The organism is Pseudomonas sp. FYR_2, from assembly GCF_043106425.1.
Classification (GTDB): Bacteria; Pseudomonadota; Gammaproteobacteria; order Pseudomonadales; family Pseudomonadaceae; genus Aquipseudomonas; species Aquipseudomonas monteilii.
The window spans coordinates 166,076-191,143 of record NZ_JBICMM010000037.1 but is presented as its reverse complement, the minus strand read 5'-3'; the positions used below and the strand labels follow the sequence as shown (position 1 = coordinate 191,143).

Annotated in this window: 27 protein-coding genes, 6 tRNA genes and 1 pseudogene; 20 read left to right on the top strand and 14 right to left on the bottom strand. The window is 60.7% G+C overall.

What is annotated here, in order from left to right:
* Positions 1 to 230: 230 nt before the first annotated feature.
* The 5 genes from ACF8R4_RS15795 to ACF8R4_RS15775 all read left to right on the top strand — a co-directional run bounded on the left by ACF8R4_RS15795 (position 231) and on the right by ACF8R4_RS15775 (position 673).
* A tRNA-Asn gene (locus ACF8R4_RS15795) sits at positions 231 to 306 on the top strand.
* Between the two features lie 4 nt (positions 307 to 310).
* A tRNA-Pro gene (locus ACF8R4_RS15790) sits at positions 311 to 387 on the top strand.
* 6 nt (positions 388 to 393) lie between these two features.
* Positions 394 to 469 (top strand) — tRNA-Lys (locus ACF8R4_RS15785).
* A 46-nt stretch (positions 470 to 515) separates the two neighbouring features.
* A tRNA-Pro gene (locus tag ACF8R4_RS15780) sits at positions 516 to 592 on the top strand.
* A 5-nt stretch (positions 593 to 597) separates the two neighbouring features.
* Positions 598 to 673: transfer RNA gene (locus ACF8R4_RS15775), tRNA-Lys, on the top strand.
* A 116-nt stretch (positions 674 to 789) separates the two neighbouring features.
* Here ACF8R4_RS15775 and ACF8R4_RS15770 read toward each other — a convergent pair.
* From ACF8R4_RS15770 to ACF8R4_RS15755, 4 genes are all read right to left on the bottom strand, one after another.
* Entirely contained in the window at positions 790 to 2,085 is a 1,296-nt protein-coding gene (locus ACF8R4_RS15770) for an NAD(P)/FAD-dependent oxidoreductase (protein ID WP_060500123.1), read from the bottom strand.
* A gap of 84 nt (positions 2,086 to 2,169) precedes the next feature.
* Positions 2,170 to 2,343: a DUF3094 family protein gene (locus ACF8R4_RS15765; protein ID WP_013970765.1), complete on the bottom strand. Its 174-nt coding sequence runs from the start codon at positions 2,341 to 2,343 to the stop codon at positions 2,170 to 2,172.
* A 132-nt stretch (positions 2,344 to 2,475) separates the two neighbouring features.
* Complete coding sequence (locus ACF8R4_RS15760) at positions 2,476 to 3,105, bottom strand: DUF1780 domain-containing protein (protein WP_013970766.1); 630 nt, start codon at positions 3,103 to 3,105, stop codon at positions 2,476 to 2,478.
* Positions 3,106 to 3,160: 55 nt separating this feature from the next.
* Positions 3,161 to 3,592, bottom strand: a complete 432-nt coding sequence (locus ACF8R4_RS15755; protein ID WP_392492866.1) for a hypothetical protein — start codon at positions 3,590 to 3,592, stop codon at positions 3,161 to 3,163.
* Positions 3,593 to 3,678: 86 nt separating this feature from the next.
* Between ACF8R4_RS15755 and ACF8R4_RS15750 the strand changes: the two genes are divergently transcribed.
* Positions 3,679 to 4,386, top strand: coding sequence for an energy-coupling factor ABC transporter permease (locus tag ACF8R4_RS15750; protein WP_060500122.1), 708 nt, complete (start codon positions 3,679 to 3,681; stop codon positions 4,384 to 4,386).
* 123 nt (positions 4,387 to 4,509) lie between these two features.
* On the opposite strand, the gene yacG is transcribed toward ACF8R4_RS15750, so the two are convergent.
* From yacG to ACF8R4_RS15730, 4 genes are read right to left on the bottom strand one after another with little or no spacing between them, the layout of a single operon-like run.
* Positions 4,510 to 4,710: a DNA gyrase inhibitor YacG gene (yacG, locus tag ACF8R4_RS15745; RefSeq protein WP_016484797.1), complete on the bottom strand. Its 201-nt coding sequence runs from the start codon at positions 4,708 to 4,710 to the stop codon at positions 4,510 to 4,512.
* Entirely contained in the window at positions 4,707 to 5,330 is a 624-nt protein-coding gene (coaE, locus tag ACF8R4_RS15740; protein WP_016713386.1) for a dephospho-CoA kinase, read from the bottom strand. The genes yacG and coaE overlap by 4 nt, the downstream gene beginning before the upstream one ends.
* Complete coding sequence (locus ACF8R4_RS15735) at positions 5,330 to 6,196, bottom strand: prepilin peptidase (RefSeq protein WP_392492865.1); 867 nt, start codon at positions 6,194 to 6,196, stop codon at positions 5,330 to 5,332. Before ACF8R4_RS15735 ends, coaE begins: the two co-directional genes overlap by 1 nt.
* A 2-nt stretch (positions 6,197 to 6,198) precedes the next feature.
* Positions 6,199 to 7,407, bottom strand: a complete 1,209-nt coding sequence (locus ACF8R4_RS15730; protein ID WP_200929065.1) for a type II secretion system F family protein — start codon at positions 7,405 to 7,407, stop codon at positions 6,199 to 6,201.
* A gap of 216 nt (positions 7,408 to 7,623) precedes the next feature.
* On the opposite strand from ACF8R4_RS15730, the gene ACF8R4_RS15725 reads away from it, so the two are divergent.
* The 3 genes from ACF8R4_RS15725 (at position 7,624) to ACF8R4_RS15715 (ending at position 8,967) form a co-directional block, all read left to right on the top strand.
* Positions 7,624 to 8,034 carry a pilin gene (locus ACF8R4_RS15725; protein WP_200929066.1) on the top strand — a complete coding sequence of 137 codons (411 nt, stop codon included), beginning with the start codon at positions 7,624 to 7,626 and terminating at the stop codon, positions 8,032 to 8,034.
* A gap of 71 nt (positions 8,035 to 8,105) precedes the next feature.
* Positions 8,106 to 8,181: transfer RNA gene (locus ACF8R4_RS15720), tRNA-Thr, on the top strand.
* Positions 8,182 to 8,322: 141 nt separating this feature from the next.
* Entirely contained in the window at positions 8,323 to 8,967 is a 645-nt protein-coding gene (locus ACF8R4_RS15715; RefSeq protein ID WP_104833501.1) for a hypothetical protein, read from the top strand.
* 49 nt (positions 8,968 to 9,016) lie between these two features.
* Here the strand turns inward: ACF8R4_RS15715 and ACF8R4_RS15710 are convergent, their stop codons facing one another.
* Complete coding sequence (locus ACF8R4_RS15710) at positions 9,017 to 9,286, bottom strand: hypothetical protein (protein ID WP_223623680.1); 270 nt, start codon at positions 9,284 to 9,286, stop codon at positions 9,017 to 9,019.
* A pseudogene (locus ACF8R4_RS15705) lies at positions 9,286 to 9,423 on the bottom strand (helix-turn-helix domain-containing protein); the annotation flags it as partial. The gene ACF8R4_RS15710 and the pseudogene ACF8R4_RS15705, both read right to left, overlap by 1 nt.
* A 218-nt stretch (positions 9,424 to 9,641) precedes the next feature.
* Here ACF8R4_RS15705 and ACF8R4_RS15700 point away from each other — a divergent pair.
* Complete coding sequence (locus ACF8R4_RS15700) at positions 9,642 to 10,010, top strand: hypothetical protein (protein WP_060500297.1); 369 nt, start codon at positions 9,642 to 9,644, stop codon at positions 10,008 to 10,010.
* 46 nt (positions 10,011 to 10,056) lie between these two features.
* The gene (locus ACF8R4_RS15695) at positions 10,057 to 10,605 is read left to right on the top strand and encodes a hypothetical protein (RefSeq protein WP_060500288.1); all 549 of its coding nucleotides are present in this window, start codon (positions 10,057 to 10,059) and stop codon (positions 10,603 to 10,605) included.
* Positions 10,606 to 10,747: 142 nt separating this feature from the next.
* On the opposite strand, the gene ACF8R4_RS15690 is transcribed toward ACF8R4_RS15695, so the two are convergent.
* On the bottom strand, positions 10,748 to 12,133 hold the full coding sequence (locus tag ACF8R4_RS15690) for a GntP family permease (RefSeq protein WP_060500286.1): 1,386 nt from the start codon (positions 12,131 to 12,133) through the stop codon (positions 10,748 to 10,750).
* Positions 12,134 to 12,521: 388 nt separating this feature from the next.
* Between ACF8R4_RS15690 and ACF8R4_RS15685 the strand changes: the two genes are divergently transcribed.
* Complete coding sequence (locus ACF8R4_RS15685; protein WP_104833498.1) at positions 12,522 to 13,451, top strand: malate dehydrogenase; 930 nt, start codon at positions 12,522 to 12,524, stop codon at positions 13,449 to 13,451.
* 88 nt (positions 13,452 to 13,539) lie between these two features.
* Here the strand turns inward: ACF8R4_RS15685 and ACF8R4_RS15680 are convergent, their stop codons facing one another.
* On the bottom strand, positions 13,540 to 13,725 hold the full coding sequence (locus tag ACF8R4_RS15680; RefSeq protein WP_177337122.1) for a hypothetical protein: 186 nt from the start codon (positions 13,723 to 13,725) through the stop codon (positions 13,540 to 13,542).
* Between the two features lie 324 nt (positions 13,726 to 14,049).
* Between ACF8R4_RS15680 and ACF8R4_RS15675 the strand changes: the two genes are divergently transcribed.
* From ACF8R4_RS15675 to ACF8R4_RS15660, 4 genes are all read left to right on the top strand, one after another.
* Positions 14,050 to 14,586 (top strand): sigma-70 family RNA polymerase sigma factor, encoded by a 537-nt coding sequence (locus ACF8R4_RS15675; RefSeq protein ID WP_104833497.1) that lies wholly within the window; start codon positions 14,050 to 14,052, stop codon positions 14,584 to 14,586.
* Positions 14,583 to 15,548, top strand: coding sequence for a FecR domain-containing protein (locus ACF8R4_RS15670; protein ID WP_392492862.1), 966 nt, complete (start codon positions 14,583 to 14,585; stop codon positions 15,546 to 15,548). Before ACF8R4_RS15675 ends, ACF8R4_RS15670 begins: the two co-directional genes overlap by 4 nt.
* A gap of 91 nt (positions 15,549 to 15,639) precedes the next feature.
* Complete coding sequence (locus tag ACF8R4_RS15665; protein ID WP_156342182.1) at positions 15,640 to 18,060, top strand: TonB-dependent receptor; 2,421 nt, start codon at positions 15,640 to 15,642, stop codon at positions 18,058 to 18,060.
* Between the two features lie 193 nt (positions 18,061 to 18,253).
* Positions 18,254 to 18,400, top strand: coding sequence for a TonB-dependent receptor (locus ACF8R4_RS15660; RefSeq protein WP_125474411.1), 147 nt, complete (start codon positions 18,254 to 18,256; stop codon positions 18,398 to 18,400).
* A gap of 53 nt (positions 18,401 to 18,453) precedes the next feature.
* Here ACF8R4_RS15660 and ACF8R4_RS15655 read toward each other — a convergent pair whose 3' ends face one another.
* Entirely contained in the window at positions 18,454 to 19,275 is an 822-nt protein-coding gene (locus ACF8R4_RS15655) for an amino acid ABC transporter permease (RefSeq protein ID WP_060500277.1), read from the bottom strand.
* Complete coding sequence (locus ACF8R4_RS15650; RefSeq protein WP_060500275.1) at positions 19,272 to 20,093, bottom strand: ABC transporter substrate-binding protein; 822 nt, start codon at positions 20,091 to 20,093, stop codon at positions 19,272 to 19,274. The genes ACF8R4_RS15655 and ACF8R4_RS15650 overlap by 4 nt, the downstream gene beginning before the upstream one ends.
* Positions 20,094 to 20,211: 118 nt before the next feature.
* Between ACF8R4_RS15650 and ACF8R4_RS15645 the strand changes: the two genes are divergently transcribed.
* The 4 genes from ACF8R4_RS15645 (at position 20,212) to ACF8R4_RS15630 (ending at position 25,052) form a co-directional block, all read left to right on the top strand.
* The gene (locus ACF8R4_RS15645; RefSeq protein ID WP_182408706.1) at positions 20,212 to 21,096 is read left to right on the top strand and encodes a homocysteine S-methyltransferase family protein; all 885 of its coding nucleotides are present in this window, start codon (positions 20,212 to 20,214) and stop codon (positions 21,094 to 21,096) included.
* 170 nt (positions 21,097 to 21,266) lie between these two features.
* Positions 21,267 to 22,538 (top strand): cystathionine gamma-synthase family protein, encoded by a 1,272-nt coding sequence (locus ACF8R4_RS15640; RefSeq protein ID WP_060500271.1) that lies wholly within the window; start codon positions 21,267 to 21,269, stop codon positions 22,536 to 22,538.
* A gap of 143 nt (positions 22,539 to 22,681) precedes the next feature.
* Positions 22,682 to 24,121 carry an amino acid permease gene (locus tag ACF8R4_RS15635; protein WP_025754702.1) on the top strand — a complete coding sequence of 480 codons (1,440 nt, stop codon included), beginning with the start codon at positions 22,682 to 22,684 and terminating at the stop codon, positions 24,119 to 24,121.
* Between the two features lie 46 nt (positions 24,122 to 24,167).
* Positions 24,168 to 25,052 (top strand): LysR substrate-binding domain-containing protein, encoded by an 885-nt coding sequence (locus ACF8R4_RS15630; RefSeq protein ID WP_060500264.1) that lies wholly within the window; start codon positions 24,168 to 24,170, stop codon positions 25,050 to 25,052.
* Positions 25,053 to 25,068 lie beyond the last annotated feature (16 nt).

The window sequence follows — 25,068 nt, the reverse complement described above, 5'->3', positions numbered from 1 at the left end:
CCCTAATATACGCCGCGTTGTCAGGCACTAAGCGAATCACCAGCGACATCGGTGACCGCAAAACAACTTACAAATCAGTAAGTTGACTGAAAAAAAGTGGTTGACAAGCAAAACGAAGAATGTAGAATAGCCGGCCTCAGCAGCGACAACGCGAAAGCGAAGAAGCCAAAGAGCCCGAAGCGAACACAGTCTTCGGAGTAGCAAATCGGTAAGTTGTACCGAAGTTCAGTTCCGCGATAGCTCAGTCGGTAGAGCAAATGACTGTTAATCATTGGGTCCCTGGTTCGAGTCCAGGTCGCGGAGCCAATCTCGGGGTGTAGCGCAGTCCGGTAGCGCGCCTGCTTTGGGAGCAGGATGTCAGGAGTTCGAATCCCCTCACCCCGACCATTTTCCGGGTCGTTAGCTCAGTTGGTAGAGCAGTTGGCTTTTAACCAATTGGTCGTAGGTTCGAATCCTACACGACCCACCATGTAAAGAAGGGCATCTCAAAGAGATGCCCTTTTTTTTGAAAGACCCGGGGTGTAGCGCAGTCCGGTAGCGCGCCTGCTTTGGGAGCAGGATGTCAGGAGTTCGAATCCCCTCACCCCGACCATTTTTGGGTCGTTAGCTCAGTTGGTAGAGCAGTTGGCTTTTAACCAATTGGTCGTAGGTTCGAATCCTACACGACCCACCATGAACAAAGGGCATCTCGAAAGAGATGCCCTTTTTCTTTGCCTTGCAAAAAGTGCTGAACCCACAGCCGGTAGATGAGCAAAAAGAAGGGCCGCATCAGCGACCCTTGGCTTTCAATCAGTGCAGCTTCAGCCGCGGCTCGGTACCCCGGCCAATCTTGCTACCCAGCATCATCAACGCTGTACGGAAGAACCCGTACAACGCCATCTGGTGCATGCGGTACAGCGACACGTAGAACATCCGCGCCAGCCAGCCTTCCAGCTTCACGCTGCCCATCAGGTTACCCATCAGGTTGCCTACCGCCGAGAAGCGCGACAGCGACACCAGCGAGCCGTAGTCCTTGTACTCGTAGGTCGGCAGCGCCTTGTTCTCCAGGCGCGCCTTAAGGCTTTGCGCCAGCATCGAAGCCTGCTGGTGCGCGGCCTGTGCCCGTGGCGGCACACTGCGGTCGCTGCCTGGTTGCGGGCAAGCGGCGCAGTCACCGAAAGCGAAAATGTTGTCATCGCGGGTGGTTTGCAGGGTAGGGCGCACGACCAGCTGGTTGATGCGATTGGTTTCCAGCCCGTCGATGTCTTTCAGGAAGGCCGGCGCACGGATACCCGCCGCCCACACCTTCAGGCTGGCCTGGATCACTTCGCCGTCCTTGGTTTTCAACCCGTCCTCGGTCACTTCACTGACCGCAGCGTTGGTCATCACCTTCACGCCCAGTTTTTCAAGGGTCTTGTGCACCGGCACGCTGATGCGCTCTGGCAGCGCCGGCAGCACGCGCGGGCCTGCCTCGATGATGGTGATGTGCATATCCTTGGGCTGGATGCGGTCCAGGCCATAGGCCGCCAGTTCGTGTGCGGCGTGGTGCAGCTCGGCCGCCAGTTCCACACCGGTGGCACCCGCGCCGACGATGGCGACGCTGATTTTTTCACTGGCCACATCGCCGGCATGGGCGCGCAGGTAGTGGTTCAGCAGCTGTTGGTGGAAGCGCTCGGCCTGCTTGCGGGTGTCCAGGAACAGGCAGTGCTGCGCCGCGCCCAGGGTGCCGAAGTCGTTGGTGTTGGAACCTACGGCAATGACCAGGGTGTCGTAGCCCAGGGTACGCGCAGGCAGCAGCTCGCGGCCCTCTTCATCGAGGGTGGCGGCCAGTTGAATCTGTTTGCCTTCACGGTCCAGGCCGCTCATGCGCCCCAGTTGGAAGTTGAAGTGGTTCCACTTGGCCTGGGCCACGTAGTTCAGTTCGTCTTCCGAGGAGTTCAGCGAGCCGGCAGCCACTTCGTGCAGCAGTGGTTTCCAAATGTGCGTGAGGTTGGCGTCGACCAAGGTTATTTCGGCCTGCTTGCGCTTGCCCAGGCTTTTACCCAGGCGGGTCGCCAGTTCCAGGCCGCCGGCGCCGCCGCCGACAATCACGATGCGATGAGTCATGGGGATATCTCATAAGGTTTACGGAATTCGTGGCCCAGAGGGCCGGCCGCAAACTGCACGAGGGGAGGGCGAGCGCGAAGCAGCTCATAGCACCAGTCCACTGAGCAGGCGGCTGATGAGACCCAACCCGATGGTCACGGCCACCACCAGCACAAGGAGCAGCCACGGCCGGAAAGGCCTGCGCTCGACTTGGTGCTGGGGGGCTCGCAGATACTCATCGACACGACGCTGATCTTCCGGATTCAGGCGGCTGGTCATGGTGGGCCTCGTCAGGTAGACGTTTGTGACTGCGCAAACGCTACAGCGTTCGCGCAAGCGCTTGAAACAAATGATAATGCTTTCTATCCCTGGCGCCGAGTGTACGCCATCGCAAACATTCGCTGCACTGGATCAAAGACTGATGCCCACGTCGAACACGATGCTGCGGCCCAGGTTGCCACGCAAAAAGTCTGGCGCGTCTGGGTGGGCGAACAGCACCCGGGCAAAGGTCGGCCCCACCAGCGACAACGAGCGCCAGCCCTGGCGCAGGTATTCGGTAGGCGGCGGGAAGTGGGTGTTGAGGTCGAGCACTTCGCGCTTGAGGCTGGCGAAGGCGATGATGTCCAGCTCGTTCAGCTCCAGCCCGCGTTCCCGATAGTTGTGCGCCTTCTTGCGCAAGGTCGGCGCCAGGCGCCCCAGCAACTCGGTGGCACTAATGCGTCGGGGGCGCGCTTCGCGGCGCACCAGCTGCGCCAGGGAAAACGCACTGCGCCGGCGTTGCAGCTCTTCGCGCCATTCATCGTTCAGCCGGCGGCCTTCGTCGAGCACGAAAAATACCTCGAACGCGGCATCGCGGAACAGCACGTCTGGCGGCTCCTGGCCGGCCGGGGTGAAGTCCTCGCTGCGGTAGGGAATGTTCAACCCCTGCAACAGACGCTGGCACACCCAACGCTCCCGCTCCCACTTGCGGGCGTTGGAGAGAAAGGCATTGGCTTGTTCGGCCTGGATGGTAAGCAGGCGCAGGTAGTCTGAGTCATCCATGCAGACAAGCTTAGCCGCTAATCGATGACGGTAAGATGCTGTTTAAGCGCGGGAATCAGCGCAACATCGGCCACTGCTGCACCAGCCCGACCAGGTGCACCAGGCCGAAGCCCAGGCAGATCAGTGAACTGACCACGATAAAACGCTGCGAACGCCCGGTGCCCGTCAGCAATCTGGGCCCCAGCAGGCCACGCAGCAGGTACACCAGGGTGATGAGGCAGATGGCCGGCAGCAGCAACGGCAGCCGCCCGATTGCCCCGGCAGCCGACAGTGCATAGGCCGACCAGGCCAGCAACACGAAGGCGATCGCGGCGGTGATCAGCGCCGGGTACCAGCGGCCCTTTTCGGCGGCAACCGCCATACGTTCGCCGGCCCCGAACAAACGGTACCAGCGTGGCCCAACGGCGATCACAGCCAGGTGAAGTACGCCAATGATGGCGTTGAGTGCTGCTGCCAGCAGCAGGGTGGGGTTGATTCCTTCCGGCATGGCCAATGCTTCCTGCATCGAATGAGGGCGCCAGCCTACCGCAGCCGAAGGAAACGGAGAATGGGTGTAGACTCGGGTTTATCCACATGGCCGCAAGGGGCATTGCTCAGGTGATCAGCGCGCAGGTGTTGTCCGGTACCACCCTTACCCTTGGCTGGCTGGGTTATGTACCGTTGCTGGTGTGGGCGGTCAGCCGGGTGCGCTGGGTAGAACTGTTCACCGACCGGCGCCGGCAGCATCTGTTGTTTGGCACCGTGTTTTGCCTGTTTGCGTTGTGGCTGGTGAGGCGTGATTTCGATACCGGTGTGTCGTACCACTTCATCGGCATGACGGCAGTTACCCTGTTGCTGGACTGGCCCCTGGCGGTGCTGGGTGGGTTCATGGCCCAGCTCGGTCTGCTGGCGTTGGGGCGGCAGGATTTGGCGGCGCTGGGGGTGAATGGCTTGTTGCTGATTGGCTTGCCGGTGCTGATTACCGAGGTGTGCGCGATCGTGGTCGAGCGCGCTCAGCCGCGAAACCTGTTTGTTTATATATTTTGTTCGGGGTTCTTTCCTGCGGCGCTCACCGTGCTTGTTTGCGTGCCTGCAGCGCTAGGGGTGTTGTGGCTGGATGGGCGTTTCGCCATGCCGGAATGGCTGAGCGACTTTGTGGGCTACCTGTGGCTGATGATGTTCCCCGAGGCGTTCATCAACGGCATGGTGATCAGTGCGCTGGTGGTGTTTTGCCCGGAGTGGCTGGAAACGTTCAACCGCACGCGGTACTTGCAGGCGCCGTGGAAGGAAGATGATCGGTAAATGTGTGGTGGCTGTGCCGGCGCTTTCGCGGGTAAACCCGCTCCCACAGGTACTGGCGTTGCACTTTCTCTGTGGGAGCGGGTTTACCCGCGAAGAGGCCAGCCCAGCCACCTTGAAATCCGCTTAGTGCCGCGGCTCCAGGTCCCCCGAATACAGCTCATCCTCAGACTCTTCAGCCCCCGGAATCTTGTGTTCCTCAGCCGCCCAGGCCCCCAGGTCGATCAGCTTGCAACGGTCCGAGCAAAACGGCCGGAACGCGCTTTTCTCGTTCCATTCCACAGGTGCGCCACAGGTCGGGCAGTCGACGGTCAATGGCTGGCTCATGGCTGGCCTCCTTTCAAAGTCAGGTAAAAGTGGTGCAGGCGGTCAATCTGCTGATGCAGCGCGGCCAGGTCGCCGTCATTGACCACCACGTCATCGGCATGGCGCAGGCGATCCTCACGGGCCAGTTGGGCCTGCAAAATGGCCTGCACCTGCTCGGCACTGGTGTTGTCCCGCGCCAGGGTACGGGCTATTTGCAGTTCCTGCGGCGCATCGATCACCAGCACGCGCTGGGTCTTATGGTATTGCCCCGACTCGATCAGCAGCGGCGAGACATATACCGCATACGGCGACTGGGCTTTGGCCAGGTAGCTGAAAATCTCCTGCCCGATCAACGGGTGCAGCAGTTGCTCCAGCCATTTGCGCTGCGCCGGGTCTGCGAAGATCAGCTGGCGCAGGGCGGCGCGATCCAGCTGGCCGTCGGCCTGCAGCACACCCGGGCCGAAGCGCTCGACAATGCTGGCCAGGGCCGGGCGGCCGGGTTCAACCACCCAGCGCGCCGCCTGATCGGCATCGACCAGGTGCACGCCAAGCTCGACGAAGCGCTCGGCAGCGGCGCTCTTGCCGCTACCAATGCCGCCGGTAAGGCCGAGAATCCAGGGGGTAAAGGCTGCAGTGGCCATCAGTATCCAAGCAGTTGCATGTAAGAGGCGACTATTTCATCACCCCAGAGCACGGCAATCCACCCCGCAATCGCCAGATAAGGCCCGAACGGCATCGCCGTGCCCATGGCATGCCGGCGCAGACGCAGCAGGCACAGGCCAACCAGCGCCCCCACCACCGACGACAGCAGCAGCGTCAACGGCAACACCTGCCAGCCACCCCAGGCCCCGATCAGCGCCATCAGCTTGAAGTCGCCATAGCCCATACCTTCCTTGCCGGTGACCAGCTTGAACACCCAGTACACCGTCCACAGGCTGAGGTACCCGGCCACCGCGCCCCACAGCGCGTCGGTAAGCGGGGCATACAGGTTGAAGGCATTGACGATCAGCCCCAGCCACAGCATCGGCAGCACCAGCATATCCGGCAGCAATTGGTGTTCTGCATCGATCAGGCTCAGGGCCAGCAGGCACCAGGTCAGTGGCAGTGCCAGCAACGCCTCTACCGAAGCGCCAAAGCGCCACGCCACCACCAGCGACAGCAGCGCGCTGGCGATTTCCACCACCGGGTAGCGCGGGCTGATACGGGTTTTGCAGGCTGAGCAACGCCCGCGCAATGCCAGGTAACTGATGACCGGAATGTTCTCCCACGCGCGAATCTGATGCGCGCAATGTGGGCAGCGGGAGGCGGGCAGGCACAGGTCGTACCGTTCGTATTGCGTAACCGGCAGCCCCAACACTTCTTGTGCCTCACGCTGCCATTGCCGCTCCAGCATGATCGGCAGCCGATACACCAGCACATTGAGAAAACTGCCCACCAACAGGCCGAGCAGCGTGGCCAGGGTGAGGAAGTACGCCGGCTGCTCTGCCAGCAAAGTCCATAAAGTCATGTTCAGATCAAGCTACCCAACTGGAAGATCGGCAGGTACATCGCAACCACCAGGCCACCGACCAGCAGGCCCAGGATCAGCACGATGGCCGGCTCCAGCAGGCTGGTCAACTGGTCCAGCGCCTGGCTGACCTGTTCCTCGTAATGGCTGGCGGCCTTCTCCAGCATCTGGTCCAGCGTGCCGCTGGATTCACCGATGGCCGTCAGCTGCACCAGCAACGGTGGAAACAGCGGTTCACCCGCCATCGCCTGGTTCAGCCCCTGCCCATTGGCCATGCCCTGGCGCAGCCGCAACACCGCCTGCTCGTGCAGATCGCCACCGGTTACCCGGGCCACCGTGCCCAACGCATCCAGCAACGGCACCCCGGCGCTATAGGACGTTGCCAGGCTACGCGCAAACCGCGCCAGCGCCGCCTGCCCCAGCAATTTGCCGAACACCGGTAAACCCAGCACCTGCCGAGATAGCCACAGGCGCGCTGGCGCATGCTGCCGGTAAACCTGACGCCCGGCAAAACCTAACACCGCAGCCATCACCAACAACAGCGGCGCAAACCGACTCAACCCTGCGGACAAGTCGATCACCCACTGGGTAAATGCCGGCAAAGCTGCCCCTACACCGGCAAACAGGCTCTCGAATTTCGGAATCACCTCAAGCAACAAAATCGCCGACACCCCCAGCCCGGTCAGCAACAGCAGCAGCGGGTAGATCATCGCCTTGCGCACCTTCTTGTGCAGCGCCCGCCGCTGTTCCAGCATGCCCGCCAGCTGCTCCAGTTGCCGATCGAGCGTGCCAGACTGCTCGCCCACCCGCACCAGGTTGCAATACAGCGCATCGAACCATGCCGGGTGGCGCTGCAACGCATCCGCCAACCCCAGGCCCGAGGCCACATCCTGTTTCAATCGCTCCAGCAACGCCGCCTGCGCCGCATTGCAGCCACTGCGCCCCATCACCTCGAACGCCTGCAGCAGCGGCACGCCGGCCTTGAGCAAGGTCGCCAACTGTCGGCTGAAACCCGCCGGGTCGGCCTTATCGCGCTGCTTCGGCAAACTGAACGTCAGCCCGCTGGCCGGGCGTAAACTGGCCACCGTGATGCCCTGGCGAATCAGCCCGGCGCGCACATAAGCCGGACTGCGCCCGGGTGTTTGGCCGCTGACCGGCGTCCCGTTGGCGTCGGTGCCATGCCAGTGGTAGAGGGGGGAAGATGAAGTCATGCAAAGGTCCTTTTTCTGCCCGTGCGACAAGCCTGGAAACAGCTTGCCGCGTCCATACAAGGGCGCGTGTCCGTGATGCTCACTAGAGTAGTTCAGCGAAGATGACGCCCAAGCGGGCAGGGGTGACAAAAGGTGTCTGTTCAGGCCTACTGCGCCGCTGCCGGTTGGGGCGCAACCGACCTCAACGTGTAAGCGAATGAAAAAGGAAATACGTTCATGAAAGGGCAACGCGGTATCACCCTGATCGAACTGATGATCGTTGTCGCGATCATCGGCATTCTGGCGACCATCGCCTTACCGATGTACACCAACCACCAGGCACGCTCCAAGGCGGCGGCCGGGTTGCTGGAAATCAGCGCGCTGAAGACAGCGATGGACCTGCGCCTGAATGACGGGAAAGAAGTGGGGGGCGTGGCCGAGCTGGGTGGCCGATCTGCCACGACGCATTGTGCGATCACCGCCGAAGGCAAGGCGGCGGATGGCAGCGGGAAGATTGCTTGCACGCTGGTGGATGCACCGGCCAATGTGGTGGGTAAGGCACTGACCCTGACTCGCTCGGCCAGTGGGTGGGTGTGCACTACTGACATCGAGGAAGACCTGGCGCCCAAGGGTTGCAAGGGGGCTTGAGGGTAGGGGATTAAACTAGCGGAAACAGGGGTTTGCGTTGCGGGTGTGAGCAGTGGTACGTTGCGCTACACGCCGGTGTAGCTCAGTCGGTAGAGCAGCGCACTCGTAACGCGAAGGTCGCAGGTTCGATTCCTGTCTCCGGCACCAGTAAATTCGGTCACTGCAGAGAATTTATTTCCGTCATGAATCCCGCCATGACAGCAGCCTGACAGCAAAAAAGCCTCACGCAGTTTCTACTGGTGGGGCTTTTTTTATGATTATCCTTAATGAATTTAGGGCTGTTCCGACATGAGAAACCCTTATGCCTTTGGCTTTTGGTGCCTCGCAGTTGCGCTCGTGCTGCTCACCACAGCGATGTTAGCCTCAGCCGCGATTAGCGCCGCCGAGATGAAGGACATAATCGCTGCCGTAGCCGCCTGGTCCACCGCTGCACAAGCTATTACGTCGCTCGCTCTAGTCATTTTCGCAATGCTGGGTTTCACAATGTGGAAGCGCCAAGTCAGATACGAAAAAGGGATGAACGTGATTTGGACTGCGATGGCGGCGCTTCACAGGGTTGACGTTAGCTTTCAGCGCGTGGCTACCGAACTACTGGTGTCAGGCACGCCTGTCGATTTCGAGGTCCTGACCTATTTGAACGAAAGGGCGTTAGGGGGCTATCTCAAGGAGCTTGAGGATCAATGCGTTTGGATGGATAAAATTGTGGCCGACAATGAGTGGGAGTGGGTCAATCACGCCGAGCTGCTCCGCTCGCACGTGATTCACTATCTGGTTGAGTATCGGGACAGTCCGCCAGCGAGTTCCGGCTTAGAGTTTGTCAAAGCCATGGCCCCACGAACCGATGCGTTGCAAAAGGCTCATGCTGGATTCAAAGAGGAAAGCTCTATCATGACTAGAAAGCTCCGAGCTCTCAAAGAAACCTACGACGCATAGTGTTCCGCATAGTGTTCCGTGAGGCTGCCGGCCTCCAGACTTGTCTCGATCAGTCGTTGACTCGCTTCCCTTTTTCCGCCATTAGTTCGGCAAATTGGGTCCATGACAGCTTGAGCTTGTGCTGAGCACCTCTCGGCTTCCAGTCGATCGACCCTTGGCTGATTAACAGCTCACCAAGCTTCGCATCGTCCTTCCTGATTTCTATCTCTACGTCTTTACGCTGAACCAGCTTCGTGTGCAGCGTTAAGTTAACTTCATGCTTAGCCATCGCCTGTCCTTGATCCTTGAAAAGGGCCGCAATGATAGCAATATGATGCATCAGGGGGCGATGCTTTCCCGGATGCGAAGCACTGTGGTTGTGGAGCAGTTGGCGTGCCTGGCCGTTGCCCTGATACCCAAGCCGGCGCCCAGTAGTTCCTTGACCCGCTTGTGCAGCTCCTCATCCACCGGGCGCCCCAGATTGCACTTTCGCGGTGGTCAGTGGCTTACCCGCTGCATGAAGGATCTGCCGCAGATAGTCACGGCGATGAGCTCGATTGATCATTTAGTTTCAATTCGGACAAGAAGTGTCCCTATTGGAGTGCAACATGCTTCTCGTTGGCAAGGGAAAGACCTTGATCATGCCACTCACACCTCCATCGCAGAGGGTGTGGCGGAGAACAGAGGGCATTGCGATGAGCGACATCGAGAGCGTCAAAGCACTGATTATTGAAAGCGCAGCCGACGGCATCGACGCTGTTGAGCTGCACCGGCGGTTGATGCAGGCGGATGTGAGCCTAGGTGAGGCTGAGGTTCAGACGATCCTGTTGGCATTGCAGGAAGAGGGTCGCCTGATCGGCCAAGAGGTGGAAGGCCAATGGCGGTACACCCGCTTCGACAACAACGACGCTGCAAATGCAGCCCAGGAATACAGCCCGCAATTCGCGGAACGCATCCTCGCCGCTTCGTGCGATGAGTTTGTAGAAATCGATGTAGACGACATGATCCAGATGCTTGATGACATGCTCGCTCAAGCAAGATCTCGCCGAACCGATACCAAGTAAGCGCCTGCTACCGGGCATTTGTCAGCCATCTGAGGAAGTAAACACCATGGTAACCAGTGATGTGACGTCTGCCATTGTCAACGCCAAGCCGGGTATCCAGAAGTATCTGGCTTTGATGAGCCAGGTGGAAACGGTAAACGTCTCGACTGACGCACTGTTTCAGCGTGCGTATAACGGCTTCTATCGTGTGCAGCGGCGTGAGCGTTCCTGGTATGGCGCCTACTACCAGCTCATGGAGCAGTTGAAGGGATCGAAGCCCACGTTTGCCGAGGTTCTCGATCATATGCACCAGGCTACCGGACGTTATGAACCGTCGTTCTCCAGCAAGCTGGTTGCTACGTTGAACCCGCAAAAGCCGGTTTGGGATACGCATGTACTGCGCAACATCAACCGCAAGGCACCTTCCTACCAATCCAGGAAAAAGATCGAGGACGCCAAGGAGTGTTATGCGTACATGGAGGATTGGTACCAGGCCTTTCTGGCGTCCACTGAATGCGCATGTTGGATAGGGCAATTCAACGAACGGGTACCCGAACACGGCAAGCTGACCGATTTGAAGAAAGTTGACTTCATTCTTTGGCAGATGCGCGGCTGACGGGTTGATCTGGGCTGGGTAGGGATCAAGACGGTATCTACAGGGCCCGCGCAAGTGCTGAGGTATGTGTTTGCGCGGGCGGTCTGTATAGCCTGTGGAGGCAACTGTCTTCTTGTCGCGGTCAGGCCATTTTGTACCTGGCTCAGCTCACCGTAATCGCCGCATTCAACACCAACACCACCATCAACCCGACCAAAGCCACGATGGACTGCACCACCGAGATGGTCTTGGTAGCCTCACCCATGGTCATGCCGAACGACTCCTTCACCATCCAGAACCCTGCATGGTTGGCATAGTTGAAGAACAGCGACCCGCAGCCGATGGACAAGGCCAGCAACGGCAGGTTGAGGCTAGGGTCTGCCCCCGCAAGCGGTGCCAGCAAGCCGGCAGCCCCGACGATACCCACCGTGGCGGAACCGGTAGACACCGAGAGCAACATCGCGATCAGCCAGCCCAGGATCAAGGGCGGGAACGCCGATTGCTGGGTCAGGTGCACAATGGCATCACCCACCTTGGCGCTGGTCAGCATCTCCTGAAAGGCGCCGCCGCCGGCGATGATCATGATGATGGAGGCGATAGGCTTGAGGCTTTTGCCCAGCGCATCACGCAGCTGTTCGGCGTTGCCGCCACGCGCCAGTACCAGGCTGGTGCCGGCGAACAGCACGCCCAGCAGCATGGCGATCAGCGGGTTGCCCAGGAAGCTGGCCATTTCCAGCAGCGCATTGCCCTTGGGCAGCAGCATTTCGGCAACGGCATGCACCAGCATCAGGATTGCTGGCAGGAGCGCAGCCAGCATGCCGATGAATACGCCGGGGCGGGGCTGGTTGTCGGCTTTTTCCGTCAGGGTGAACTGGTCCAGCAATGCCTGATCAGGCCGGGTGCTCATACGCTTTGAGATGAACATGCCATACAGCGGGCCGCCCAGAATCATTGCCGGAATAGCCGCCAGGAAGCCATAGAGCATGGTCGGCCCCACCGAGGTCTTGAGTACGGCAATGGCGGTCAAGGGGCCTGGGTGCGGGGGGACCATGCCGTGCATGGCGGCCAGCGCCGAAATCACCGGCACGCCAACGTACACGTACGCCGAGCCTTTGAAGCGCGCCTTGCCTTCCAGCTTGCGCGCCACGCTGAAAATCAGCGGCAGCATGATCACCAGGCCCACTTCGAAGAACATCGGGATGCCGATAACAAAGGCAACCAGCATCATGGCCCAGGGGATCAAGCGGTCCGGTGTGCGTTTGAGGATCACATCAGCGACCTGCTCGGTGACGCCCGCATCAGCCAGGATTTTGCCAAGCATCGCACCAAGCGCGATCACCACGCCGACTGCGCCCAGGGTCTTGCCGGCGCCTGTGAGCAGGTGGGAGACGATGCTGCCTGGCTCCATGTGGGTAGCAAAACCCACGCCGATGGACACCACCAGCAAGGCCAGGAGGGGGTGCATCTTCAGGCGCGACACGATGAGTGCCACCAGCACCAGGACACTGACCAAGGCAGTCAGCAACAGCTGTATATCTAAAGGAGTCATGCAAGGAATCTCGGTTGGGCAGGCGCTTTGGTGGCACTCAGGATTTGAAGGCGGACGATTCGACGTCGAGAGGAATGGCACTGAGGCCTACGCATGGAGGTTCCGCCCACGGCAAATGAGCATTGTTGGGTGGGGTATTCATGGAGCGATTCACCTTGTTATTTGGTCATCTATATGAATCGTTTCAAAGTATTTCGGTTGTGACCGGACACTGTCAAGCGCAGGTGGTCGTCTCTAGAGAAATGCACAGGGCCATTCCTGTGGGGGCGGCCTAAGGGGCGCTCTGTTGTCAGGCATCACATTTGAGTGGCCTTTTAGCCCCGGCGGGCAATACTTCTCTCTATACGCAGGCGTGTTCCTGGTGGCGCGCGCCGCTGGGAGGTGTCTGGTGAACAAACTTTCAATCGTGGGTGCCGGCCTGGTCGGCGAGGCGGCGGCGCAGATCATCGCCCGGGATGAGTTGTGCCGTGAGCTGGTGTTGATGGACGTGCAGGGTGAGCTGGCGCAGGGCAAGGCGCTGGATGTGTGGCAGGCCGCAATGGAGTCCGGCTCCGATACCCGTGTGTGCGGCGGGGCCAAGGCTGAAATGCTGGAGGGCTCCGAGCTGGTGGTGATTACGGCAGGCGTGCCGCGCAAGCCCGGCCAGTCGCGCCAGGATGTGCTGAGCATCAACCTGCCGATACTGGATGGCATCATGGCGGACATCAAACAGCATGCGCCGGCGGCAACGGTGCTGGTGGTGTCCAACCCGGTCGATGTGCTCACCTATCGTGCCTGGAGCCTCAGCGGCCTGGGGCGCGACAAGGTGTTCGGGCAGGCGGGGGTGCTGGATACCGCGCGCATGAAGTGTTTCATCGCTGAGCAAACCGGTTTCTCGGCACGGGATATCACGGCGTTGGTGCTGGGCGGGCATGGCGACAGCATGGTGCCGCTGATGCGCTACTGCCAGATCGGCTCGGTGCCGCTTTCCCACTTCCTGTCCAATGAGCAGATCGAGCAAATTGTGGAGCGCACGCGTAAGGGCGGCGGCGAGATTCTGGGTTTGAAAAAAATGGGCAGCGCCTGCGATGCACCAGGCGTGGCCATTGCGCAGATGGTGGATGCCATCGCCAATGGGCGAAACCGCATTTTGCCGGCAGTGGCCATTCTGGAAGGGGAGTACGGGCGCAAGGACATTGCCATGGGTGTGCCCTGTGTACTTGCAGAGGCGGGGCTTAAGAGGGTGATCGAGTTGCCGCTGGATGCGCAGGAGCAGGCGATGTTTGATCATTCTGCCGATCAGGTGGCGCGGGATATTGCTGAGATGAAGGCGTTGTGAACGAGGGGATGGTTCTATCGCCGATGAGGTGGTCGACGATAGAACCGTTGGAAACAGTGATCAAATCTTGGCCAGTCACTGTGAAAGCTCATGGGCAATGAGGAGTTGGCTCTTTAGCTTGCGAGCCGGCCTGGCGGCTCAAAATTTGCTCTGGCGTGGTTACCTTACCGTTGCCCATCTTGGCTTCTTTGAGTGCTTGTCGTAGGTCAGATAGATGTTGGCCTGCGTTGAGCTCAATAGCCTTGGCAACACGTTCAATTTTGATGTCGTGCATTTCATTCCACCTTAATGACTAATGCGGTGCCCATCTCGCTGAGTTCGTAACTCGGAGCGATTGAGACAAACACTTGCAATCAGGTGTTTTCATATCACGAAGTGCGAGTTTTGGCTCTATTGATGAGCTAATCCCAGACGTTTCCTACAATCTTGATTCAGTTGGGCAAAGGGTGTTCGAGTAGGTGTAGCGGGATCCACCGAACCCATTTCGGTATGTATGCCTTGGTTTTGCCGAGCTCGAACTGGATAGCATCCCAATTGCCCACCCCATTCATCCAAGCTACTATTGCTAATAATTCCTATTAGCACAACGGCGTCCCCCATGAATGCCCCTCCCAGTGCTCCTGCCCCGGGCCTCGAACTGGAGACCCTCTACCGTGCCCACCACGGCTGGATCCGCCAGTGGCTGCAGCGCAAGCTTGGCAATGCCCATGATGCGGCGGAGCTGGCGCAGGATGTGTTCGTGCGGCTGCTCACCAAACCCCGCGCCTTCAATGACCAGGAGCACGCGCGCGCCTACCTCGGGCGTATGTCGCGCAATGCCTGTGTGGACTTCTGGCGGCGGCGGCGGGTAGAGCAGGCCTATTTGGAAGTGTTGGCCGCCCAGCCCGAGCACCTGGTGCCGTCGCTTGAGCACCAGGCCGTGATCCTCGAAACACTGGAGCAATTGCAGGCGATGTTCGAGCGCATGCCCAAGCGGGTGGCCGAGGCGTTCTTCATGGCGCAGCTACAGGGCATGAAGCAACGCGAGATCGCCGAGCAACTGGGCGTGAGCGAGCGCAGCGTGAACACCTACCTGGCCCAGGCGATGTACCAGTGCCTGCTACTGGAAGTGGACCTGGACGACGCGCTGACATGAGCCGGGCGTCACTCGACCATGCCGTGCTGCAAGCGGCTGCTGGCTGGTTCGCGCGGTTGCACGCAGCGCAGAACGACCCCGCCGCCAACGCACAATGGCATGCCTGGCTGAACGAAGATGCGCGCCATCGGCTGGCCTGGTCCTTTGTGGAAAACATCAACCAGCGTTTTGGCAACCTCGACGGCCAGGCAGAGCAGGCCCGGCAAGTGTTCGACAGCGTTCGCCGTGGCCAGCAATCGCGCCGGGCCGTGCTTGGCAGCCTGTGTGTGGCGGGTGCGGCAGGGGTGTTGGGGTGGGGCGGCTGGCAGCGGGGTTGGGTGGACTCGCCGCGCGTCTGGTTTGCTACCTACAGCACCGGCCTGGGCGAGGTGCGGCCGCTCTCGTTGGCGGATGGCAGCCGGCTGTGGCTGAACGGCGGCACGGCGCTGGATGCGCAGTTCGATGAAAATGTACGGCAACTGCGCCTGTATCGTGGCGAAATCCTGATAGAAACCGGCAAAGACCCTCGTCCCCTGGCCGTCGTGACGCGGGCAGGGCGCATGCAACCGCTCGGCACGCGGTTCAGCGTTCGGGACCAAGGGCTGACAACCACCTTGAGTGTGTTCGAAGGCGCCGTGCAGGCCACCTGTTCCGACAGTGGTGTGCAAACCACGCTGGGCGCCGGGCACATGCTGGTGTTCGACGCGCAGCAGGCCGGCGAGTCGGCGGCTGCACAAGCCTTGCGCCAGGACTGGAGCCGTGGCGTGCTGGTGGCGGAAGACATGCCGCTGTGCCAGGTGGTCGATGTGCTGCGCGACTACCGCCGTGGCCACCTTGGCATTGATCCCGCGCTGAACAGCTTGCGCGCCGTGGGTACTTTCCCGTTGCAGGACACCGACCGCACCCTGGTCATGCTCGAACGTGGGTTGCCCATTCGGGTAGTGCGCACCTTGCCTTGGTGGGTCTCGCTCGAAGCACGCTGAAAAATTTTCAAAATTCTTTTTCTGGTTTTGAGGTGCTCATGCGCTTGGTGGGATGACGCTACTTCATCCTGCTTCCGGAAGGACCCCTTTCATGCTGCTTCGCGACTCTGCTTCCCTGCGCCGTCATCCACTGGCCCTTGCCATTTTCCTTGCCCTTGGTGGCCATGTTGCCGCTGCCCAGGCCGACAACACCGGCGCAGCGGCGCAAGGCATGGTGTTCGACATCCCGGCCGGGCCCCTGGCGCGGCAACTGAACCTGCTGGCCAGCCAGGCCGGGCTGTTGATTGGCGGTGATGCCACGCTCACGGCCAACAAGCAGAGCCAAGCGGTTCATGCGACCAGTGTGGAACTGGCGCTGGCGCAGATGCTGGCTGGCAGCGGTGTGGAAGCCGTGCGCACGGGCGAGCGGGAGTTCCAGCTGGTGCGCCAGGCCGAAGCGGCTGCAGGCGCAGTGACCCTGGGGAGCACCACTATCTCCGGTCAGGGCTTGGGGGATGTGACAGAAGGCACCGGGGCCTATACAACGGGTCGAGTTTCCACTGCCACCAAGTTGGCAATGTCCCTGCGTGAAACGCCGCAGTCGGTGACTGTGGTTACCCGCCAGCGTATGGATGACCAGAACCTGCAGAAGCTCGAAGATATTGCCACTTACACACCGGGTTTGTCCTTGCGCAAGACCGGTGGAGAGCGTCCGGAGTTCTATTCGCGCGGTTCGGCCATTGACAACATCATGATCGACGGCCTGCCCGTGGCCTACGACAGCGATACCCTAGGCACCTCGACGCTGGCCATGTACGACCACGTGGAAGTGGTACGTGGTGCTTCGGGCTTGATGGTCGGTGCTGGTAACCCCTCTGGCACCCTTAACCTGATACGCAAGCGCCCGACGCTGGCGCCACAGTTGTCGCTCACCGGCAGCGCGGGGCGTTGGGACGACTATCGGGGTGAGGTCGATGTTAGCGGCAAGTTGAACGACAGCGGCAGCGTGCGTGGCCGCTTCGTCGGTGCCTACCAGGATCGCAACAGTTTCGTCGACGCCTACGGCAATACGCGGCAGCTGTCTTATGGCATCACCGAATATGATCTGGACCCCGCCACCACGCTCACGCTTGGCGCCTGGTACAACCGTGAAGACAACCCTGGGGCTGACTGGAACGGGCTGCCTACTCATCCCGATGGTAGCTTTTTCGACTTTTCGCGTTCGACGCGTACGGCGCCTGACTGGACTTATTGGAACAAGAAGAACCGCAGCGCATTCGCCGAGGTTGAACACCGCTTCGACAATGATTGGAAGCTGCGCTTGAACACCACCTGGTTGCGCGGCGATATGGACATGCTCGGCGGTAGCGTCTACACCGACGAGCATAACGCCTACCATTTGAACATTGGCCGCTATACCTACCAGCATACCCAGAAGAGCTTCGACACCTATGCATCTGGTCCTTTCAGCCTGCTTGGTGCTACCCACGAGTTGGTCGTTGGCGCCAGCTGGCGGCGCGATGAAACCAACGATGGCCCTGGCGGCCCCGGCATTGGTTCGGATGTGATCATCGACCCGCAGCACTTTGAGCCTGGTGCCTACCCCAAGCCGGCCATCGACAACAACTGGTCGCGCTCGGGTCATGAGGAACAATCGAGTGCCTATGCCACGGTGCGCTTCAATCTGCGTGAAGATCTAAGGCTGATTCTCGGCTCGCGTCTGGATTGGTACGAATACGAACAGCTTACTCATTCGGGTGAATACAGTTTCGGTGACGACTACAAGGCCACCCGGGAATTCACCCCCTACGCCGGCGTTATCTACGATCTGAACGACACCTATTCGGTATACGCAAGCTGGACGCGAATCTTCAAGCCACAGGCCGCTCAAAGCGCCAGCGGAAGCTTGCTGGACCCGGTGACTGGCACCAACTACGAGGCGGGTATCAAAGGTGAGTACTTCGGTGGTGCGCTCAATGCCAGTGCGGCGTTATTCCAGCTGGTACAGGAAAACCTCGCCAAGTCACTGCCGGCAGCTCAGTGTTCCCCCGGCGTCAGCGCCTGCTATGAGGCCAGCGGTGAAGTGCGAACCCGCGGTGTGGAGCTGGAAGTGGGCGGAGAGCTGGCGCCAGGTTGGCAGGTGTCTGCCGGTTACACTTACGCTGGAGCGCAATACACCAAGTCCACTTCCTCGGCAGAGAAGGGTGAGCGTTTCGACAGCGACACGCCCTACAACCTGTTCAAGGCCTTCACAACTTATCGCTTGCCCGGTGAGCTGGAGCGCTGGACGGTAGGCGGTGGCTGGCGCACACAGAGCAGTGCTTACACCAGCTTCGGGGTGAAGCAAGGCGGGTACAGCATCACCGACTTCATGCTTGCCTACAGAGCAACGCCGGAATGGCAGGTGCAGGCCAATCTTAACAATGCCTTTGACAAACGTTATTATCAGAACATCAGCAACAGCTGGGGGGCCAACAGCTTTGGTGATCCGCGTAACCTGATGCTGACTGTGCGTTACACCCCTGACTTCTGAGAAAACCTGGCGAACATGGCTATCGTCTAGGAGCGTCGGCTGTTTCGTGCTTGAGATCAATTCTCAACAACGCTAGCATCGCCGCTCCAGCCAACCCAGCACCCACGCGATTCTGTTTTCAACCGCCGCCCATTGGCCAGTGCCGTGCTGGCGGCCAGCTTTCACCCAAGGCAGTTACGCAGGGGTGAACCTGATGACGCGGTATGACGTTACCCGCGACCTGAGCGTGAAGCTCAACCTCAACAACGTGTTCGACAAGACGTACTACGGCTATGCCGACAGCTGGGTGGTGTATGGCGAACCGCGCAATTTCATGACCAGCATGGAATACCGGTTCTGACAGGGGAAACGATGGGGCGCATCACGCCCCATCGCTGGCCGTGTGCCTGCCGGCTACCGCTGATAGGCCTTGCCAAAATGCCGCTCCAGCCGCGCCTGCACCAGCTCCAGCAGGATCGACAGCACCCAGTAGATAACTGCCGCCGTCGTCAGCATCTCCAGATAGCGATAGCTCGATCGCCCATACGATTGCGCAAGGAACATCACCTCCCACACCCCCATGACCGAAATCAGCGATGAATCCTTCAGCATCGAGATGAACTGGTTGGCCGTAGGCGGAATGATCACCCGCATGGCCTGGGGCAGGGTGATGTGCCAGAAGATCTGTGGCGTGCGCATGCCCAGGGCCAGTGCCGCTTCACGTTGGCCCCGCGCTACGCCCAGGATGCCGGCGCGGAAGATCTCGCTCAGGTAGGCGCCATAGTTCAGCGACAGCGCAATGATGCCGGCACTGATGGCGCCAGGTACCAGGCCAAGTTGGGGCAACCCCAGGTAGATCAGCAAAATCTGGATAAGCAGTGGGGTGCCGCGGAAGAACGAGGTGTAGAAGCTGGCGATGCCCACCAGCACCGCGCTGTTCGACAACCGCGCCAGTGCAGCGGCAAAGCCGAACAGTACCGATACCACCATCGAGCACAGGCACAGAAACAGAGTCAGCGCTGCACCTTGCAGAAAGCCGTTAGGCCCCAGCCGGAAGCCGGCAAGGTTCGGAAACTTCTCCAGAATGATCGAAAACTTCAGATCGAAGCTGAGGAAAAACGCAACGAACAGACCGAACAGTGCCAGCCAGGTCAGCAGTAACCGGGTGCGAAAGCCGAACAGGCCGGCGCCCGTGGGCTTGACCACGGGCTTGGGGGAGGGGGGGAAGGTGCTCATTTGCTGATATCGGCGCCAATCCATTTCTGCGAGAGCTTGGCCAGGGTGCCATCAGCCTTCAGCTCGGCAAACACCTGGCGCACTTTGGCATCCCACTCGGCGTCGCCCTTTTCGATGGCCACCGAGTTCGGCTCTTCATACAGCGGGGCGCCGGCCAGCTTGAAGCGCTTGTCCTGGTCCAGACGCGGTTGCGCGGTCACCAGGTTGGTGAGAATGGCGTCCAGGCGCACGCCGGCGCCCAGGCCCAGGTCCTGGAAGGCGACGTTGTCGGTGTCGTATGGCGCAATCTGCACGAAGTCGAAGGGGTATTCGATCTTCTTGTCTTCGTCGCCTTCGATGACCAGGTTCTTGTTCAGGTAACTTTCGTAGCTTGAGGCGCTGGTCAGGCCCACCTTGAGGCCATCCAGGTCCTTGGCGGTGTGGATGCGCTCGTCCTTGGCATTGACCACGATCACGGCAGGTGAGGCGTAGTACTCCACCGGGAAGTCGAACACTTCGCTGCGTGCCTTGCTCGGGGTCATCGAGCAGATGCAGATGTCGTAGCGCCCGCTCCAGCGGCCCGCCGCGATCACGTCCCAGGAAGGGGTTTCGAGGCGCAGCTTGACGCCGAGTTTGTCTGCCACGGCCTTGGCGACGTCCACGTCAAAACCGTCCAGCTGGTTCTGGTCGTTGAGGAAAGAAAACGGCGGGTAGCTTTCCATCAGCACGTTGACCAGTTCCTTGCGCGATTCAACCCGCTCGAGTGTGGCGCCGGCAAAGGCCTGGGAAGCAGTGGCGAGCAGCACGAGGCCTGCACCGAGCAGGGTAGAAAATCGCATGTACATACCTGATATGTTGGGCTAAGGAGTGATAGGGTATTTAATAGTTATAAACGTCCATTAACTAATGAATTTAATTCATAAGAACCTTCAGAGAAGTTATATGAAACAGCGAGCGATGGTGATTCTCGACGGCGGCATGGGCCGTGAGCTGCAGCGCAGTGGGGCGCCGTTTCGCCAGCCCGAATGGTCGGCACTGGCGCTGAGCGAGGCGCCCGAGGCGGTGGTTGGGGTGCACGCAGCGTTCATCGCCGCCGGAGCGCAAGTCATCACCAGCAACAGCTATGCGGTGGTGCCGTTCCACATCGGCGAAGAGCGCTTTGCCAAAGAAGGCCGGCAACTGGCCAATACCGCAGGCCAACTCGCACGCCACGCGGCAGATGCCGGTCCGCACCCGGTCCGTGTAGCGGGGTCGCTGCCGCCGCTGTTCGGCTCCTATCGCCCAGACCTGTTCCAGCCCGAACGCGTGGCAGAGGTGCTGTCGCCGCTGCTGCAGGGCCTGGCGCCACATGTCGACCTGTGGCTGGCAGAAACCCAGAGTTCGGTGGCCGAGGTGCAGGCCATTCACGCCCACTTGCCGGCAGACGGCAAGCCGTTCTGGGTGTCGTTCACCCTGCAGGACGAAGACGCTGATGAAGTCCCGCGTCTGCGTTCCGGTGAGCCGGTGGCAGATGCCATTGCCGCCGTGGTCGATCTGGGCGCCGCCGCGGTGCTGTTCAACTGCAGCCAGCCCGAGGTCATTGGTGCTGCGATCGATGTGGCGCGCGTGGTGATCGAGCAACGCAACGCCGACATCGCGATCGGCGCCTACGCCAACGCCTTCCCGCCGCAGCCGAAGGAGGCTACCGCCAACGACGGCCTGGATGAGCTGCGCGAAGACCTTGACCCGCCGGGCTATCTGGCCTGGGCCAACGACTGGCGTAAACGGGGCGCCAGCATGATCGGTGGCTGCTGTGGTATCGGCCCGGAGCATATTGCCGAGCTGAAACGCAATTTGGCGTGAAGCCTGGCAGGTGGCTGGGCGGCTGCTGCGAGCGCCCGGTCCCCAGCCATTAAAAAAAACGCCACTCAGACCCGGATTCCATCGTTTTTCAGTCTCCTGCCATGTCCCTATAGTCCGCTGAAGGCCGATCCTGAATCGGCGTACACAACTCAGCTGTGCGGGAACCGGATATGAACAACAACGAAAAAATCGAGGGCAATGCAGCGGCCGGTGTCGGTACGCGCGTGGTGTGGGGCGGGGAGCAGGTGCAGCACCCGTACAATGCCACCCAGACCCCGATCGTGGTCAGTGCCGCCTACGGCTACAACGACATCGACGCCTGGTACGACGTGGCTCAAGGCAAACTGCCGGGCTACATCTACAGCCGCATGAGCAACCCAACGGTAGCCACCCTGGAATCGAAGCTGTGCGAGCTGGAGCAGTCCGAGTCGGCGGTGGCGTTCAGTAGCGGTATGGCGGCCATCAGTGCCGTGCTGCATACCTTCCTCTCCAGCGGCAAACGCGTGGTATCGACCCGAGACAGCTACGGCGGTACCAACAAGATTTTTGAAGAGTTCCTGCCCCGCATGGGCGTGCAGGTATGCCTGTGCGACACGCTGGACACCGAGGCGCTGGAGCGCGAAATCGCTGCGGGCTGCGACCTGCTGTACCTCGAAACCCCCACCAACCCTACCTTGAAAGTGCTGGACATCCGGCGCTTGAGCGCTGCCGCTCGGCAGGTGGGCGCTGTGGTGGTGGCCGACAATACCTTTGCCACCCCGCTGAACCAGAACCCGCTGGCCCTGGGCGTGGATGTGGTGGTGCACAGCGCCACCAAGTTCCTGTCCGGGCACGGTGACGTGCTGGGCGGTGTGGTCTGCGGTGCGGAGCCGCTGATGGCGCAGGTACGCCACTACCGCGAGATCAACGGTGCGGCGCTGGACCCGTTTTCGGCCTACCTGATCATCCGGGGTATCAAGACCCTGGCTCTGCGCCTGCGCCAGCAGCAGGCCAGTGCGCTCGTGTTGGCGCAGTACCTGAGCACCGAACCCTTGGTCGAGGCGGTCAACTACCCCGGTTTGCCCCAGCACCCTGGCCATGCGATCGCCAAGGCGCAGATGCGTGGCTTCGGCGCCATCGTCAGCTTTGTGCTCAAGGGCGGTATGCCGACCGTTGCGCGTTTGCTGCCACGGCTCAAGTATGCCCACCGTGCCGGCAACCTTGGCGCGGTAGAAACCATCTACGGCCCGGCCCGCACCACCAGCCATGTGGAGAACACCCTCGAAGAACGGCTGGCCCTGGGTATTTCCGAAGGGCTGGTGCGTGTTTCGGTGGGTATCGAGGACACCGAAGACCTGCTGGCAGACCTTGCACAGGCCTGTGCATCGGTGCGCCAGGAGTTGGCCGCAGCAAAGGAATTGCACGGTGACGCGTATGCCGGCCTGGGCCAGGTGCAGGCCTGAGGCTGGCGCGTAGCACTCACCCTTTGTGGTGAGTGCCACTTCATGAAGTCGAACAAAAACAATATGCAAGGCCATTCGCTTCGCTCTGCCAAGACGAGGTCGTTGTAACGTCCTTGCCCGCCCACTTTCATGAGAAACCCACAATGTCCCTGCAAACAACGACAACGAGAAATGCTTCGGCACATGGCTTCAAACAGGACATGCAAACCCGCCATATCGTCATGCTGGCGCTTGGTGGTGTCATCGGTACCGGCCTGTTCCTGACGTCGGGCTACACCGTCAACCAAGCGGGGCCGCTGGGCGCGGTCATCGCCTATGTGCTCGGCGCGATCATGGTTTACCTGGTGATGATGTGCCTGGGCGAGCTGGCGGTACACATGCCGGAAGTCGGTTCGTTCAGCAGTTATGCCACCCGCTACATTGGCCCAGGCACCGGTTACATGGTGGCCTGGATGTACTGGCTGACCTGGACGGTAGCCATTGGCTCGGAATTCACCGCCGCCGGCATTCTCATGGTGCGCTGGTTCCCGGACACGCCGGTATGGATATGGAGTGCGCTGTTCGGGCTTGCGGTATTCATCAGCAACATCATTTCGGTACGTTCGTTCGCTGAGACCGAATTCTGGTTGTCGTTGGTCAAGGTGCTGGCGGTGATCGCTTTCCTGGTGGTGGGTGGTGGTGCGATCCTGGGCGGCTTCGAGGTTGCCCACGTGCAGAGTGTCGGGCTGGGTAACTTTACCCGCGAAGGGCTGTTCCCCACGGGGTTCTGGTCGATTGCCATGACCTTGCTGGCAGTGGCCTTCGCCTTTTCCGGCACCGAGCTGATCGGCATTGCTGCCGGCGAAACCCAAGACCCTGAAAAGAACGTACCCAAAGCCATCCGTACCACCGTGCTTCGCCTGGCGTTGTTCTTCGTCGGCACCATCTTCGTGCTCGCCACCTTGTTGCCGCGCGAACAGGCCGGCGTGGTGGAAAGCCCGTTCGTGATGGTCTTTGAAATGATTGGTATCCCCTACGCGGCGGACATCATGAACTTCGTCATCATCACCGCGTTGTTGTCGGCGGCCAACTCCGGGTTGTACGCAGCCGCGCGCATGCTCTGGACCCTCAGCGACCAAGGCAACATGCCACGCCGGTATGCCTCGCTGTCCCGTCGCGGCACGCCCTTCAATGCCATCGTGCTGAGCATGGCGGGCGGTATGGCCTCACTGCTGAGCAGCGTGTTCGCGCCCGACACCATCTACCTGGCACTGGTGTCCATTTCCGGGCTGGCGGTGGTTGTGGTGTGGATCAGCATCGCCGCCAGCCAGATTGCGTTCCGCCGTCATTACATCGCCAATGGCGGCAAGCTTGAAGACCTCAAGTGCCGCGTGCGTGGTTACCCGTTCGTGCCGCTGGCAGCCATCTTCTGCTGTGTGCTGGCCTGTGTGGGTATCGCCTTCGATCCGGCCCAGCGTGTGGCGCTGTACTTTGGTTTGCCCTTCATCGCCTGGTGTTACCTGGCGTTCTGGTTGACCTGCAAATTCCGCCAGCGTCGTCCGTTGCCGCTGGAAACCGTGGCGCCTGGTTCCGAGGCCGCCTGAGCAGGGTGATACTAGGCCACCGGAACGTTGCCACGAGAAACCGCCGATGACCCAGAAAACCCTGCCCCCCTTGAACTGGCTCAGAGCCTTCGAAGTGTCGGCGCGCTACCTGAACTTCACCCATGCAGCAGAAGAGCTGCACCTCACCCAGGGGGCGGTGAGTCAGCAGATTCGCCACCTTGAGAGCCAGTTGGGAGTAGCGCTGTTCAAGCGCCTGCCGCGTGGGCTGGGGCTGACCGAAGAAGGGCAGTCCTACCTGCCGGTGGTGCAGGACGCGATCAGCCGGCTGGCGGTAGGCACCAACGAAATCTTCGGGCAACGCCAGCGTCGGCCCTTGAAGGTGCGCGGCAGCCTGTCGTTCCTGCACTTCTGGCTGGCGCCCCGGTTGGCCGATTTTCGGCGTTCGCACCCCCAGGTGGACATCCGCTACATCAGCAACCTGTGGGTCAAGGAGCTGGATGCCGAGGATGACCTGGAAATCCGTTGGGGCAGCGGACAGTGGGCCGGTGTGGAGGCGCAACGCCTGACCCGCGACGTGCTGGTACCGGTCTGCTCGCCCGCGCTGGCCGCCGATTGCCCGCTGCGTGAGCCGCGTGACCTGGCCCGTGCCCCGTTGCTGCATGTGCTGGGTTACGAGGAAGGCTGGGGCTACTGGCTGGAGCGGGTGGGCGCCGATCAGGTCGACTCTTCGAGCGGTCTGCAGTTCGACACGCTGGTGTCGACCTTGCGCATGGCGGAGTTGGGGCTGGGTGTGGCGTTGGCGCGCTCGTCGCTGGTAAAGGACTTGCTGCAGGAGGGGCGGTTGGTCGCGCCCTTTACCCCGCGCATCGAGGCGAGCGAATCGTTTTACCTGGTACGCGGCCTGGGTGAAGCGTTGTCCCCGGATGCCCAGGCATTCAGCCACTGGCTGGTGGCCATGGCGCACCGTTAATTCAAGTACCTGTCTG

Excerpts from the sequence above, each read along its gene's own strand:
- ACF8R4_RS15770 (WP_060500123.1), bottom strand. The coding sequence starts at position 2,085 with ATGACTCATCGCATCGTGATTGTCGGCGGCGGCGCCGGCGGCCTGGAA.
- ACF8R4_RS15765 (WP_013970765.1), bottom strand. The coding sequence starts at position 2,343 with ATGACCAGCCGCCTGAATCCGGAAGATCAGCGTCGTGTCGATGAGTAT.
- ACF8R4_RS15760 (WP_013970766.1), bottom strand. The coding sequence starts at position 3,105 with ATGGATGACTCAGACTACCTGCGCCTGCTTACCATCCAGGCCGAACAA.
- ACF8R4_RS15755 (WP_392492866.1), bottom strand. The coding sequence starts at position 3,592 with ATGCCGGAAGGAATCAACCCCACCCTGCTGCTGGCAGCAGCACTCAAC.
- ACF8R4_RS15750 (WP_060500122.1), top strand. The coding sequence starts at position 3,679 with ATGGCCGCAAGGGGCATTGCTCAGGTGATCAGCGCGCAGGTGTTGTCC.
- yacG (WP_016484797.1), bottom strand. The coding sequence starts at position 4,710 with ATGAGCCAGCCATTGACCGTCGACTGCCCGACCTGTGGCGCACCTGTG.
- coaE (WP_016713386.1), bottom strand. The coding sequence starts at position 5,330 with ATGGCCACTGCAGCCTTTACCCCCTGGATTCTCGGCCTTACCGGCGGC.
- ACF8R4_RS15735 (WP_392492865.1), bottom strand. The coding sequence starts at position 6,196 with ATGACTTTATGGACTTTGCTGGCAGAGCAGCCGGCGTACTTCCTCACC.
- ACF8R4_RS15730 (WP_200929065.1), bottom strand. The coding sequence starts at position 7,407 with ATGACTTCATCTTCCCCCCTCTACCACTGGCATGGCACCGACGCCAAC.
- ACF8R4_RS15725 (WP_200929066.1), top strand. The coding sequence starts at position 7,624 with ATGAAAGGGCAACGCGGTATCACCCTGATCGAACTGATGATCGTTGTC.
- ACF8R4_RS15715 (WP_104833501.1), top strand. The coding sequence starts at position 8,323 with ATGAGAAACCCTTATGCCTTTGGCTTTTGGTGCCTCGCAGTTGCGCTC.
- ACF8R4_RS15710 (WP_223623680.1), bottom strand. The coding sequence starts at position 9,286 with ATGCATCATATTGCTATCATTGCGGCCCTTTTCAAGGATCAAGGACAG.
- ACF8R4_RS15700 (WP_060500297.1), top strand. The coding sequence starts at position 9,642 with ATGAGCGACATCGAGAGCGTCAAAGCACTGATTATTGAAAGCGCAGCC.
- ACF8R4_RS15695 (WP_060500288.1), top strand. The coding sequence starts at position 10,057 with ATGGTAACCAGTGATGTGACGTCTGCCATTGTCAACGCCAAGCCGGGT.
- ACF8R4_RS15690 (WP_060500286.1), bottom strand. The coding sequence starts at position 12,133 with ATGACTCCTTTAGATATACAGCTGTTGCTGACTGCCTTGGTCAGTGTC.
- ACF8R4_RS15680 (WP_177337122.1), bottom strand. The coding sequence starts at position 13,725 with ATGCACGACATCAAAATTGAACGTGTTGCCAAGGCTATTGAGCTCAAC.
- ACF8R4_RS15675 (WP_104833497.1), top strand. The coding sequence starts at position 14,050 with ATGAATGCCCCTCCCAGTGCTCCTGCCCCGGGCCTCGAACTGGAGACC.
- ACF8R4_RS15670 (WP_392492862.1), top strand. The coding sequence starts at position 14,583 with ATGAGCCGGGCGTCACTCGACCATGCCGTGCTGCAAGCGGCTGCTGGC.
- ACF8R4_RS15665 (WP_156342182.1), top strand. The coding sequence starts at position 15,640 with ATGCTGCTTCGCGACTCTGCTTCCCTGCGCCGTCATCCACTGGCCCTT.
- ACF8R4_RS15660 (WP_125474411.1), top strand. The coding sequence starts at position 18,254 with ATGACGCGGTATGACGTTACCCGCGACCTGAGCGTGAAGCTCAACCTC.
- ACF8R4_RS15655 (WP_060500277.1), bottom strand. The coding sequence starts at position 19,275 with ATGAGCACCTTCCCCCCCTCCCCCAAGCCCGTGGTCAAGCCCACGGGC.
- ACF8R4_RS15650 (WP_060500275.1), bottom strand. The coding sequence starts at position 20,093 with ATGCGATTTTCTACCCTGCTCGGTGCAGGCCTCGTGCTGCTCGCCACT.
- ACF8R4_RS15645 (WP_182408706.1), top strand. The coding sequence starts at position 20,212 with ATGGTGATTCTCGACGGCGGCATGGGCCGTGAGCTGCAGCGCAGTGGG.
- ACF8R4_RS15640 (WP_060500271.1), top strand. The coding sequence starts at position 21,267 with ATGAACAACAACGAAAAAATCGAGGGCAATGCAGCGGCCGGTGTCGGT.
- ACF8R4_RS15635 (WP_025754702.1), top strand. The coding sequence starts at position 22,682 with ATGTCCCTGCAAACAACGACAACGAGAAATGCTTCGGCACATGGCTTC.
- ACF8R4_RS15630 (WP_060500264.1), top strand. The coding sequence starts at position 24,168 with ATGACCCAGAAAACCCTGCCCCCCTTGAACTGGCTCAGAGCCTTCGAA.